General features: G+C 35.5%; 11 protein-coding genes and 1 other annotated feature. Of the genes, 2 read left to right on the top strand and 9 right to left on the bottom strand.

The genetic code is table 11. The annotated features are described in order from the left end of the window. Nucleotides 1-77 precede the first annotated feature (77 nt). Nucleotides 78-926, top strand: a complete 849-nt coding sequence (locus CD152_RS09345; protein WP_103214682.1) for a YitT family protein — start codon at nucleotides 78-80, stop codon at nucleotides 924-926. 83 nt (nucleotides 927-1009) lie between these two features. Here CD152_RS09345 and CD152_RS09340 read toward each other — a convergent pair whose 3' ends face one another. The 7 genes from CD152_RS09340 to serS form a co-directional block, all read right to left on the bottom strand. Beyond that, complete coding sequence (locus tag CD152_RS09340) at nucleotides 1010-2299, bottom strand: adenylosuccinate synthase (protein WP_103214681.1); 1290 nt, start codon at nucleotides 2297-2299, stop codon at nucleotides 1010-1012. A 322-nt stretch (nucleotides 2300-2621) separates the two neighbouring features. Further along, nucleotides 2622-4028, bottom strand: a complete 1407-nt coding sequence (gene dnaB / locus CD152_RS09335) for a replicative DNA helicase (protein WP_101141752.1) — start codon at nucleotides 4026-4028, stop codon at nucleotides 2622-2624. Nucleotides 4029-4045: 17 nt separating this feature from the next. Beyond that, nucleotides 4046-4492 carry a 50S ribosomal protein L9 gene (gene rplI, locus CD152_RS09330; RefSeq protein ID WP_012655928.1) on the bottom strand — a complete coding sequence of 149 codons (447 nt, stop codon included), beginning with the start codon at nucleotides 4490-4492 and terminating at the stop codon, nucleotides 4046-4048. A 1-nt stretch (nucleotide 4493) separates the two neighbouring features. Further along, nucleotides 4494-6455 (bottom strand): DHH family phosphoesterase, encoded by a 1962-nt coding sequence (locus CD152_RS09325; RefSeq protein ID WP_101035657.1) that lies wholly within the window; start codon nucleotides 6453-6455, stop codon nucleotides 4494-4496. Nucleotides 6456-6484: 29 nt separating this feature from the next. Next, a complete protein-coding gene (locus tag CD152_RS09320) occupies nucleotides 6485-7396 on the bottom strand; it encodes a DUF2232 domain-containing protein (RefSeq protein ID WP_101141753.1) in 912 nt (303 codons plus the stop codon). A gap of 131 nt (nucleotides 7397-7527) precedes the next feature. Beyond that, nucleotides 7528-8043: a YceI family protein gene (locus CD152_RS09315; RefSeq protein ID WP_099482225.1), complete on the bottom strand. Its 516-nt coding sequence runs from the start codon at nucleotides 8041-8043 to the stop codon at nucleotides 7528-7530. 227 nt (nucleotides 8044-8270) lie between these two features. After that, nucleotides 8271-9542 (bottom strand): serine--tRNA ligase, encoded by a 1272-nt coding sequence (gene serS, locus CD152_RS09310; RefSeq protein ID WP_101141184.1) that lies wholly within the window; start codon nucleotides 9540-9542, stop codon nucleotides 8271-8273. 54 nt (nucleotides 9543-9596) lie between these two features. Next, nucleotides 9597-9789, bottom strand: a binding site (T-box leader). A gap of 97 nt (nucleotides 9790-9886) precedes the next feature. Between serS and CD152_RS09305 the strand changes: the two genes are divergently transcribed. Continuing rightward, nucleotides 9887-10705: an NAD(P)H-hydrate dehydratase gene (locus tag CD152_RS09305; protein ID WP_103214680.1), complete on the top strand. Its 819-nt coding sequence runs from the start codon at nucleotides 9887-9889 to the stop codon at nucleotides 10703-10705. A 23-nt stretch (nucleotides 10706-10728) separates the two neighbouring features. Here the strand turns inward: CD152_RS09305 and budA are convergent, their stop codons facing one another. Both budA and alsS read right to left on the bottom strand, forming a co-directional pair. Then, complete coding sequence (gene budA, locus CD152_RS09300; protein WP_101141188.1) at nucleotides 10729-11430, bottom strand: acetolactate decarboxylase; 702 nt, start codon at nucleotides 11428-11430, stop codon at nucleotides 10729-10731. 10 nt (nucleotides 11431-11440) lie between these two features. Further along, on the bottom strand, nucleotides 11441-13108 hold the full coding sequence (alsS, locus tag CD152_RS09295; protein WP_101141190.1) for an acetolactate synthase AlsS: 1668 nt from the start codon (nucleotides 13106-13108) through the stop codon (nucleotides 11441-11443). Nucleotides 13109-13227 lie beyond the last annotated feature (119 nt).

Below are 13227 nucleotides of genomic sequence, written 5' to 3'. Positions count from 1 at the left end.
TTCATAGAAAAAACACCTCCGTATAAATTCATTTTAATATGAATTCAACGAAAGTGTTTTTATTTTAATCCCACATCATGGGGTTAGCGCAGGAAAAATTAAAACGGTTTATATTCATAACGATTGGTGCGATTCTAATGGCGATTGCACTTGAATTATTTCTCGTACCAAATAATCTACTAGATGGTGGTATTGTTGGTGTATCCATCATGATGAGTCATTTCTTAAAATTACCTATCGGACTCTTCATTTTCATATTAAATATCCCTTTTTTCTACCTCGGTTATAAACAGATTGGCAAAACATTCGCACTCTCTACGCTATATGGTATCGGTATACTATCCATTGGTACAGCATTATTGCATCCAGTACCCGCATTTGCAGATGAAAAGTTTTTAGTTACTATCTTCGGTGGAGCCATTCTTGGACTCGGCGTTGGTATCGTTATCCGTTATGGTGGTTCACTTGACGGTACAGAGATCCTTGCGATACTTATCAACAATAAGACTCCCTTTTCAGTAGGTGAAATTGTCATGGTCATTAACTTCTTTATCTACACCGCTGCAGGCTTTGTATTTACTTGGGAATCTGCCATGTATTCTGTTATTGCTTACTTTATCGCAGCTAAAACCATCGATATTGTACAGCAAGGTCTCGACGAATCGAAATCTGTATGGATCATCAGCGATCAATACGTAGAAATTGGCGATGCTATTAATGATCGTCTCGGCCGTGGTGTTACCTACTTGAAAGGTGAAGGAGCCTACACCGGTGATGACAAGAAAGTCATATTCTGTGTCATTACTCGACTAGAAGAATTTAAACTTAAAGATATCGTCAATCATTATGATGACAGTGCATTTGTCGCCATTGGGAACGTCTCTGAAGTCAAAGGCGGCAGATTTAAGAAGAAAGATATACATTAAAGCAATTTTAAAAGCCATAAAAACATTAAATGTTTTTATGGCTTTTATTTTAGGTTAAAGCTAAACGCTCAGATGATAGCCTCTTATTTTTCCCATAAGTTTTCAAGTAAGTTCGTTTGATTTCTATCTGGTCCAACTGAGAAGATAGAAATCTTAACATTACATAACTCCGAAATACGCTCTAAGTAACGGCGTGCGTTATCAGGTAGCTCGTCTAATGACTTACATGAAGTCACATCTTCAGTCCATCCTGGTAATTCTTCGAAAATCGGTTTACAACGATTTAGTTCATTTAAATTCGCTAGATATTCTGTAATCTCTTTTCCATCCAATTCATATGCTGTACAAATCTTAACAGTTTCTAAACCAGTTAATACGTCAATAGAGTTAATTGACAAGTCCGTAATACCACTTGCACGGCGAGAATGGCGTAATACAACAGAGTCAAACCAACCTACACGACGTGGACGTCCTGTAGTCGTTCCATATTCACGACCCACTTCACGAATATGATGACCATCTTCATCAAATAATTCAGTTGGGAATGGTCCATCTCCTACACGTGATGTGTAAGCTTTACATACACCAACAACTTTATCTACAAACGTTGGACCTACACCAGTACCAACTGTTACGTTACCGGCAATCGGGTTACTTGAAGTGACGAACGGATAAGTACCATGATCGATATCAAGCATTACTCCTTGAGCACCTTCAAATAATACTTTTTCATCTGCCATAAATGCATCGTCTAATACTTTTGCAGTATCTACAGTATATTCTTTTAATCGTTGTCCAGCTGCATAATATACATCAAAAATATCTTCAAATTTGAAACCTTCAGCATCAAATAATTTCTCAAACATTTCGTTTTTAATTGCTACATTTTCTTTTAACTTTGTTTCAAACGTTTCTTTATCAAGTAAATCCGCCATACGAATACCGATACGTTGTACTTTATCTACATAAGCTGGTCCGATTCCTTTTTTCGTCGTACCAATCTTATTATCACCACGTTTTTCTTCTTCTAATTCATCTTGTTTTAAGTGATACGGCAAAATAACTTGTGCACGGTTTGAAATGCGTAGGTTATCAGTTTTCACACCACGTGCATTTAGGGCATCTAATTCTTTTAATAATGCAACAGGATCTACTACTACACCATTTCCAATAACAGATAGCTTATCCGAATAGAAAATACCTGATGGTACTAAATGCAATTTGTATGTTTCTCCATCAAATTTGATTGTATGTCCTGCGTTATTGCCACCTGAAAAACGCGCAATAACGTTTGCTTCTTCTGCTAAAAAGTCCGTGATTTTACCTTTACCTTCGTCTCCCCATTGAGTCCCAACAACTACGATTGATGACATGAGTGCACCTCCAAATTTTGTTCACTAACCTTAAACATTTTAACAATGAAATCGGGAAAAATCAACCGAAAAACGAACATTAATAAATATTCACTTATTTCACTAAAATATATAGAAATGGAGGTTATAAACTTCTAACTTTCATTGAAACATTGATATTTCAGTATTTAATTAAATAATAAATTAATAATTAATCATTTATCATTTTATTTTTTCACAAACTATCTTATATTTTTTCGGTTAAATACAATATAAAAGCCGTACAATTAATTATAATCAAAAATTAATGTACGGTTTTTATTCGTTTTATACACTTTACTCATTAATATACATCTGAATGTGCATAATCAATATCTGTAAATTTATTATATTGCTTTAAGAAATGGAGTTTAACTGTTCCTGTGGGACCATTACGTTGCTTTGCAATAATAATTTCTATTTCCCCGTTCTCCTCTTGAGCACCTGCATCTACTTCTTCTTCACCATCTTCACCATTACCACGATTGTAATAGTCATCTCGATATAAGAATGCAACGATATCTGCATCTTGCTCAATCGAACCGGATTCACGAATATCACTCATCATTGGACGTTTATCCTGTCTTTGTTCCACGCCACGAGATAACTGTGATAATGCAATTACAGGACATTCTAGTTCTCTCGCTAAAGCTTTCAGCATACGCGAGATTTCTGATACTTCTTGTTGTCTGTTGTCACTGGAACGACTTCCTGAACCTTGAATAAGCTGAAGATAATCAATCAGTATCATATCTAATCCATGTTCTTGTTTTAGTCTTCTACACTTAGAACGGATATCTGTAATACGGATACCTGGTGTATCATCTATATATATATTTGTCTTAGATAGCTTACCCACTGCTACTGTGAAACGATTCCAGTCTTCTCCATCCATTGTTCCTGTACGTAATCTATTAGAATCTACGTTACCTGTACTACAAATCATACGTGTTGCTAACTGATCAGCGCCCATCTCAAGACTAAATATCCCCACACTATAAGGTATCTCATCGCCTCGATCATGTGTTGCTACTTGTGTTGCAATATTTAAGGCGAAAGCGGTCTTACCTACCGAAGGACGTGCTGCAATAATGATCAGATCATTTCTATTGAATCCAGCCGTCATTTTATCAAGATCTCTATATCCAGTCGGGATACCTGGGGTCTGCCCTTGGTTCTTATCAAGTTCTTCAGCATTATTAAAGACTTGCGTCAATACATCTTTGATTTCCTGAAAACCTTCTGACCCTCTAGAAGTAGACACTTCCATAATACGCTTTTCGGCATCAGAAAGTAACGTTTCGAGATCTAGTGTCTCATTATAACCATCCGCCATAATAGTGTCTGCCGTATGAATTAATCGTCGCTTTACCGCATCTTTATAGACGATATCCGCGTAAAAATCTACATTACGGGCACTCGGTACAATTGCAGCTAAATCTACAAGATACATCTCTCCACCAGCCGCTTCTAATGTCCCGTCTGATGTCATCTGATCCGCTACAGTTACAATATCTACTATTTCATTTTTCTCAGACAATGTCATCATCGCTTCAAATATATGTTGATGCGACTGTCTGTAAAAATGCCCAGGAACGAGTACTTCTAGAACGGAAGATAATACTTCATTATCGATAAAGATAGCGCCTAAAACTGACTGTTCCGCAACTAAATTAAACGGGAGTTTCTTACCTTCAAGATAATCTGCCATATTATCCTCCTTATCTATTAAGCTTCAGTTACATGCACTTTTAATGTACCGATTACCTTGTTATGAAGTTTAACAGGTACATTTGTATAGCCTAAACTTCTGATACCATCATGTAAATCCATTTTACGTTTGTCAATTTTAATACCATGCTGTTTATTTAATGCATCAGCAACTTGTTTAGAGCTGACTGAACCAAATAAACGACCACCTTCCCCTGACTTTGCAGTTACGTTTACTTCTAGTGCCTCTAATTTTTCTTTTAATGCTTGTGCATCTTCAAGTTCTTGTTGCTTATCCGCTTCTACTCTTTTCTTCTGCGCTTCTAACTGTTTTAAATTACCAGGAGTTGCTTCAACAGCTAATTTATTCTTTAATAAGAAATTATTTGCATATCCTACAGGCACTTCTTTAATTTCACCTTTTTTACCTTTTCCTTTAACGTCTTGTGTAAATATAACTTTCATTTTATTCCTCTCCTTCATCATGAATAATTTTTCTAAGCTGATCGATGACTTCTTCAACAGTCATGTCTTCGATTTGGGTTGCAGCATTAGATAAATGGCCACCGCCACCCATCTTCTCCATTACAAGCTGTACGTTGATTTCACCTAATGAACGCGCTGATATTCCGACAACATTATCTTTACGTTTAGCTACTACAAATGAAGCTTCAACACCTTCAATATTAAGGAGCTGATCTGCTGCTTGTGCAACAATAACAGGATGAATCACTTCATCACTCGGACCATGAGCAATCGCAATACCATTGTCTTCAAGAACCACTGTCTGAATAATTTCTGAGCGCTTAATGTAAGTCTCCATATCATCCTTTAAGAAATGCTGACATAATATCGTATCTGCACCATGATTTCTTAAGAAACTCGCTGCATCAAATGTTCTCGAACCTGTGCGTAATGTGAAGTTGCGGGTATCGACAATAATACCCGCAAGCATTACAGTCGCTTCTAGTCGCGTTAATTTATGATCGGTCGGTTGATATTCCAGCAACTCCGTTACCAGTTCAGCTGTCGAACTAGCATATTGTTCCATATAAACGAGTAATGGGTTTGAAACAAATTCTTCTCCTCGTCTATGATGGTCAATAACAACCTTTCTGGAAGCTTTGTTTAATATATTTTCATCTATGACCATCTCTGGTTTATGTGTGTCCACAATGACTAACGTTGTGCGTTTCGTCATTAGATTCCAAGCTTCTTCTGAACTAATGAAAATTTCATTTAACTCTGGCTTTTCAGCAATCTCTGTCATTACACGAGATAACGTATCGTCGATATCATGATCATTGAGTATAATATTTGCCTTTAAATTGTTCATCTTTGCAAATCGTGCCACACCGATTGCAGCACCAATAGCGTCCATATCAGGGCGTTTATGCCCCATAATCATCACATTATCCCCTTCAACAAGAATATCTTTCAATGCATGTGATATTACACGAGCTCTAACACGTGTACGTTTTTCCATAGGATCAGTCTTACCACCATAAAATCTCACATTACCATTTATATGTTTAATTGCTACTTGATCTCCACCACGTCCAAGAGCTAAATCTAAACTTGATTGTGCAAGTGTACCTAACTCAATTAAGTTATCAGCACCTTCACCAATCCCTACACTCAAAGTGACATGTGTCTTAATTTCACGGCTTTTATCTCTAATATTATCAAGTAAATTAAATTTTGTTTCTTCAATTGAGTGCAATATTTTTTGGTTAAAGAACATCATAAACTGATCCGATTGATATCTTTTGATATAAACATTATTAATTTCTGCCCACTTATTAATTTCCATAGACATCAAGCTATTAATCTCAGTTCGTTGGGCATCGGTCATATTTTGAGTAACTTCGTCAAAATTATCTAAAAACATGATACCAATTACAGGCTTTGCATCTTCATATAATTGATGTGTTTCAATCTTATCAGTAATATCGAAGAAATATAATACATTATTTTCTTCAGAAAACATCACTTTAAATTTGTAGTCTTTATATTGAGCATTCGCCTCATTAACCGCGCTTACCTTAAGTTGGTTCAGTAAGTTCGGAAAAATATCATGAATAGACTCCGAAATAATAGGCTCACTAATCTTTTCATTCATAAAATGGTTATACCATTCAATATGCTCATTTTCATCTAACAGCAGAACCCCTATTGGTAACTCACTTATCGCATAGTCCTTCCCATTACCGATTACAGTGGATAAATTCTCAATATAACGTTCATTTTGTCTCAAACTACGTTTAAAGTAAGAATAGGAAATGCAGATAATAATAAATAGAATCACACTGGTCACTACAGCTAACAGCGCATCTTCAGTATACAAAATCCCCGTTACGATGATAGCAGCAAGCGTCATAACAATAAAGGGTATGATCAATGTCTGCCTATTATACTTTCTGTTCATTTTGACACCTCTTCGTTAAATTTATAATCTTACTTGCGCTTAACATTAGATTTTAAATTCAATATCATATCTATCATTCCAAAGATTTGTGTCACTGGTGAGAAAATAAATGCAAATATGTATATTAAAATGTTTAATACTGGATGTGTACGTCTTACTTTTATAAAAAAGCTAAACAGCGAGAGTCCCTGGATGAATATAATCCATTCTAACACATACTTAAAGTTTGTGACTATGCCTAACAGCACGACATCAGTATCTGTAATGAAGAGTGCAGTAAAAAGCGTAAGAAAGTATAAATATAGCACTACTTTTGGAATACGCCACATATATAACGGTCGGAAATTTGGTGTCGATACTTTAAACTTTCTTACAAACGGAAAAGTAATGCTGATTTGAATAAGGGATAATATGAATAAAAATAAAATTAATAACCCTGGTATTTGTAACACTAATGCATCCATACTCGTTAAAAATAGATCAGCATATGTTTTAGTAACTGTACCTTTTTCTACCTCTGCCATTAATAAGTTATAGTAAGTATCTGTAGCAGGGGCAAAAATATCCGTCATCTTCGGCATAACACCAGCCATTTGCAATATAATTATAGCGATTAGCGAAAAAATGGTATAAAATACGGTCAAAATGTATAGTATACGTTCCTTAGATGCTTTCTCTTTTAATAATTGACCTACAATATAGCCTCCAAAAATAACACTTAACATAATTTGCATTGTAAATATCGAAGTAAATATAACAGCGATAAGAACCACAAAACTCATCATGTAGTAACTTTCTCTGGAGTGATAATATAAAGTCACTGCAGGAATAAGCAAAAAAGGTACAATAATTAAGAATAGCCCTGGTACAAAATGAATGGTAATTGCTGCTAATAGCATAATAATAGAAGTTACAATCGTTTTTCTTATATCAATCTTCAAATTAAAATCTCACTTTCTTAAAACAAAAATTTCGATAACTACTCTATTTTACAACTTTCTTTCTCAAGTCTCAATTTTTCAGAACAAAATAAAAAGCTGAGGCAAATTTGCCCCAGCTACAACTATATTTATTAATCTTCGATTGCAAATTCAGCGTTAACTTCGAATTTAGCTTCTTTACCAATCATAACGCCACCTGTTTCCAAAGCTTGATTAAAGTTGATACCATATTTTTCACGGTTAACTGTTCCATTTACGATAAATCCAGTTACACTGCTTCCATCCATTGGATTTTTATGAATACCATTAAATTCTAAATCAAATGTTTCTTCATGTGTTTGATCTTTAATTGTTAAGTCGCCTGTTACTTTATTTTGAGTAATAGACTTAGATACAAATTTAATCTCGGGATATTTTTCTACATCGAAGAAATCAGCAGATTTTAAATGCCCGTCACGGTCGGCATTGTTCGTGTTAATAGAATCTACTTTTACAGAACCTGTTAATTGTAAAGATGTTAAATCGTTGATGTCTCCTGTAGCTTGTCCATCAAATTCAGTAAATTCACCTTTCACTTTTGATACCATTAAATGTTTAATAGAGAATTCTACGTTACTGTGTACTGGGTCTAGTTTAAAGTTTGTCATCATTAAGTTCCACCTTTTAAGTTTTTTATACCGATTCAGAAATGCCAGTTCATATCGTTAAATAATTATGACCTTCCCCTTCGTTATAATTAATATATCAAATATAAAAATTATATTCAACTATAAAAAATATATAACAAAAAGTTTTTGTATTCTGATAATTCTGTCTTATTATAACATCACATTAAAAGACGATTCAAATGATAACATTGAACCGCCCCTGATTATTATTTAATTACAGTTTGTCCACCCATATATGGAACGAGTACTTCTGGAACTGTGATAGATCCATCCTCATTTTGATAATTTTCAACTACTGCAGCAAAAGTACGTCCTACAGCTAGTCCTGAACCATTCAGTGTATTTACAAGTTCAGCTTTTGCATTTTTATCGCGCTTGAAACGAATATTTGCACGTCGTGCCTGAAAGTCTGTCATATTTGAACATGAGCTAATTTCTTTATAGGCATCATAACTTGGCAACCATACTTCAACATCATAAGTTTTTGCAGCGCCAAATCCGATATCTCCTGAACATAAAGCGATCGTACGATAAGGAATATTTAATTTCTCCAGAATGCTTTCAGCTGAACGTGTCATATCTTCTAACGCAGCATAAGAATCTTCAGGACGTTCAAAGCGTACCATTTCGACTTTGTTAAATTGATGCATACGAATTAATCCACGTGTATCACGGCCTGCTGAACCTGCTTCACTTCTGAAACATGCTGTCATAGCTGTAAATTTCGTAGGTAACATATCATTGGTTAAAATTTCATCACGATAGAAGTTCGTTAATGGCACTTCTGAAGTTGGAATTGTATATAGACCTTCTTTTTCAACTTTGAATAAGTCCTCTTCAAACTTAGGAAGTTGTCCTGTACCGAACATAGAAGCAGCATTTACCAGTTGTGGTGTCACCATTTCTTCATATCCATTTGCACGATGTGTATCTAACATAAAGTTCATTAATGCACGTTCTAGACGTGCACCATCTTTGGTTAAGAATGCGAAACGTGCACCTGAAACTTTAGCAGCACGCTCAAAATCAGCCATTTTTAAATTTTCGACGATATCCCAATGCGCTTTCGCTTCGAAATCAAATGTACGTGGTGTTCCCCATTTCTTGACTTCAACGTTTTCATCTTCATCTTTGCCAAATGGTGTTTCATCGCTTACTAAGTTGGGCAAACGTACAAGTTTATCCTTCAACGTTTGAGATACTTCGTTCAACTCCGTATCAATATGCTTTATTTCTTCACCTACTTCACGCATTGCTTTAATTGCATCGTCTGCATTTTCTTTATTACGTTTTTTCTGTGCAATTTCTTCGCTCGTTTTATTACGTTTTGCTTTTAATTCTTCAGTTCTTGCTGTAAGCTCACGTGCCGCTATATCAAGCTCTAATATTTCATCAACGATGGAAGTATCAATCGCACGCATTTCTAATTTTTTCTTAACGAATTCTGGTTCTGTTCTAAATAATTTAATGTCTAACATTTGTATTGCCTCCTCATATTTTATATATGGGTAACAAAAAATACCACATCCCTTAAAAGGGACGTGGTATTTACGCGTTGCCACCCTAATTAATAGTCAATATGACTATTCTCTCAATTCAATAACGGTTAAACCGATTCGTCCTCCATACACTGGGTAGAAATTCATCAATACATTTCGTAACTTCCACCAGCCGTTACGTCTCTAGAAAAATGCATTCACTACTTATCCCAATCAGACAAATAATATATTTAAATTTAAATTCATATTATCAAATTCATTTTAGAATTTCAACTATATCTGTTATAGTTATATGGACATTGAAACATAAAAGGAGAATGGTTATGCAGTTAATCAATGAAATACGTATACCTAAACGTAAACCTTATAGTCATAAAGGAGATTACGGACGTATATTACTCATCGGTGGTAATCAAAATATGGGCGGATCTATTATGATCGCTGCTCGTGCATGTGTATATAGTGGTGGTGGTTTAACAACAGTAGCTACCCATCATTCAAATCATACTGCTCTGCATTCCCGTTGCCCAGAAGCTATGGTTTCAGATATTAACGACATTAAACGTTTAACAAAACTTATCGAAAATGCTGATTGTATACTCATCGGACCAGGACTCGGCTTAGATTTCCAAGGAAATAATGTTCTGACGCTACTATTTCAACATATTAAAGAAGAACAGAGCTTGATTATTGATGGAGACGCAATAACGATTTTAAGCAAACTAAAACATCCATTTCCTAAATGTAATGTAATACTTACGCCACATCAGATGGAATGGGAGCGTATCAGCGGCATTAGTATAGATGAACAGACACCAGAACTCAATCGAATAAAAGCTAATGAATTTAGAGCACATGTTATATTGAAACAACATGAAACAGAACTATACCTTAAAAGCGGTGATTATAAGATTACAGTAGGAGATCCCGCTATGGCCTCAGGAGGTATGGGTGATGCATTGGCTGGCATCATTGCAAGCTTTATTGGACAATTCGACACAGAGGAAGCGATAAAGCAAGCTGTTTATATCCATAGTCTTATAGGAGATAAACTTGCTCGTGATATGTATGTAGTACCACCTTCTGCTATTATCGATCAGCTACCTTATATGATGAAAGAATTAGAAGAGGATGAGGCATAATGCCTCATCCTCTTCTAAAATTATTATTCACTTGCCTCTATATCTTTAAGCATGTCAGGGTTGTTCAAGTCATTCTTGCGATATGTCTCTGTTTCTGGCATCTTTAATATCAAATCTTCTGCTAATGCCATCTCTACAGATACATCTTCGATTTCATAATCAAATACATGGCCACCTTCTTTACCATCATCACTCAGATAATGGACATGATAGCCACCAACACCAACTCCTTGAATAAAGTGTGGTGTATAGAAACCAAACAATGTTCCAGTAGTGTCCGTATAGTCAAAGTATCCTTGTTCTTTTACTGCCTCTACTAATTTCGGATAAGGTTTCTTCTGCTTTTTCACTGCACGTGCTTTGATAAGCTTAAACTTACCTGTAATCTTAACGGCATGGAAATAGTTCATCCCTTGTATTTCTTCTAGGATAATTTCATCCATCTGTTCTTTATTTAATACTTCTTTATAATTTAATGTATGTGTAGGTTTAAATTCAATCATGCTCGCAAAAGGTGTGCGCTCTTCAGCATCTACCTCTCGTATATTTCCGTTACTTTCTATGAGATAGGGCTTACCTTCAAGAATAACCAATTCTCCGTCTAGACCGTCCATCGTGCCAATACCATAGTTACCTGATTTCAGTACTTCTGACATCTTAAACGTGCCTTCAAACAAACCACCAACTAACGCACCCATGGTTGAATATTGATATAAATGATTCATAAGTTCCTCCTTAGTTTGTGCTATCAGGCAAAAGCTCTGCCATTAATTTAGAGTTATTGCTGTAATCTACAGGAATATCTACTACAACTGGTCCTTCTTCTTGCATTGCTTTTTCTAGAATTTCTTCTAATTCACTAGCATGGTTCACACGATACCCTTTAGCACCCATAGATTCAGCATATTTCACATAATCCACTGGATGCAATCTAACGGCTGCACCTTTGCCATATTTACCTTCTTGCTGGAATTTAACCATATCATAGTAGCCATCGTTCCAGATTAATTGTACGATCGGGGCTTTCATTTCAACTGCTGTTATTAATTCTTGTCCTGAGAATAAGAATCCACCATCTCCCGCCATCGAAACTACTTTTTTACCAGGACGTGCAATAGATGCGGCAATAGCCCAAGGTAGAGCAACACCTAGCGTCTGCATTCCATTTGAAAAGAGCAGATGTCTTGGTGCATAACTTCTGAAATAACGTGCCATATAGATATAGAGTGAACCTACATCTACAGTAACAGTTGTTTCATCATCAATTATATCGCGTACTGCTTTAACAATATGTCTAGGATTAACTTTTTCACTGTCTTTATAATTTTCAGGAAGCTCATATTTTTTTTCAATTAACGTTTGAATTTTTTCTAATATTTCTTTAGTTGTGTCATCTAATTCGACATCATCTTTTTGAAGTTTTTCATTCAAACGTTGGATTGTTAAAGGTGTATTACCAATCAATTCAGTAACTGGTGCATAGTTGTTATCGATATCACTTTGTACTTCATCAATGTGAATGATTGTTTTTTCATTTTCTGCATTCCAGATAAATGGATCATATTCAATAGGGTCATATCCAACGGTGATGACTAAGTCAGCTTGTTTTAATAATTCATCTCCAGGTTGATTACGGAATAAACCTATTCTCCCGTAGAAATTATGTTCTAATTCACGAGATAAAATACCAGAACCCTGGAACGTTTCTACAACTGGCATCGGCGTTTTTGAGAGTAATTCGCGAATGGATGCTGTACATGCTTCAGAAGAAGCTCTCATTCCTAAAAGAAGTACAGGCAATTTTGCTGATTTAATACGTTCAACCAATGCATCGATTTCGTGAACTGGTGCAGGTCCATGGACTGGAGCTTCTTTTACTTTAATAGCTTCCCCCTCTATATTATCAGCAGAAATAACATCTTGAGGAATGCTTACAAATGCTGCACCTTTACGGCCTTCGACACTCTCACGAAATGCATTCGTCACTGCCTCAGAAATACTTTTCGCATCTTGAGCTTCTACAGAATATTTCGTAACGTGCTTCATTAATCCGGCATTATCAAGTGATTGATGTGTACGTTTTAAACTATCTTCGCGTCTTACGTTACCACCAATGGCTACAATCGGATCACTTTCTGAATTTGCAGTAATCAGTCCAGTAGTTAAGTTCGTTACTCCTGGCCCGCTTGTCACAAGAACAACACCAGGTTTACCAGTAATGCGCCCTATACCTTGTGCAATCATAGCCGCGTTTTGTTCATGGCGTGTCACAATAACTTTCGGTCCTCTGTCTTCGAGTACATCAAATGCTTTATCAATTTTAGCTCCTGGAATACCAAAAACATGAGTTACTCCATGATTAATTAGAGTATCAACAAATAAATCTCCACCAGATTTTTTCATCATTATCTCTCCTAAATATAATTTTATGCTTCTTTATTACATTTTTATAATATTACTAAATATTTTCAATGGCAAATATTTAAACCGAGAAATATATTTTTAAATAAAATATTATTGAT

Origin of the sequence: Macrococcoides caseolyticum, assembly GCF_002902665.1 — a bacterium.
GTDB lineage: Bacteria > Bacillota > Bacilli > Staphylococcales > Staphylococcaceae > Macrococcoides > Macrococcoides caseolyticum.
This window is presented reverse-complemented; position numbering and strand designations above follow the sequence as displayed.

Coding starts and splice junctions, on each gene's coding strand:
- CD152_RS09340 (WP_103214681.1), bottom strand. CDS start 2,299: ATGTCATCAATCGTAGTTGTTGGGACTCAATGGGGAGACGAAGGTAAA.
- CD152_RS09345 (WP_103214682.1), top strand. CDS start 78: ATGGGGTTAGCGCAGGAAAAATTAAAACGGTTTATATTCATAACGATT.
- CD152_RS09315 (WP_099482225.1), bottom strand. CDS start 8,043: ATGACAAACTTTAAACTAGACCCAGTACACAGTAACGTAGAATTCTCT.
- budA (WP_101141188.1), bottom strand. CDS start 11,430: ATGAATCATTTATATCAATATTCAACCATGGGTGCGTTAGTTGGTGGT.
- alsS (WP_101141190.1), bottom strand. CDS start 13,108: ATGAAAAAATCTGGTGGAGATTTATTTGTTGATACTCTAATTAATCAT.
- CD152_RS09305 (WP_103214680.1), top strand. CDS start 9,887: ATGCAGTTAATCAATGAAATACGTATACCTAAACGTAAACCTTATAGT.
- serS (WP_101141184.1), bottom strand. CDS start 9,542: ATGTTAGACATTAAATTATTTAGAACAGAACCAGAATTCGTTAAGAAA.
- CD152_RS09325 (WP_101035657.1), bottom strand. CDS start 6,455: ATGAACAGAAAGTATAATAGGCAGACATTGATCATACCCTTTATTGTT.
- dnaB (WP_101141752.1), bottom strand. CDS start 4,028: ATGGCAGATTATCTTGAAGGTAAGAAACTCCCGTTTAATTTAGTTGCG.
- rplI (WP_012655928.1), bottom strand. CDS start 4,492: ATGAAAGTTATATTTACACAAGACGTTAAAGGAAAAGGTAAAAAAGGT.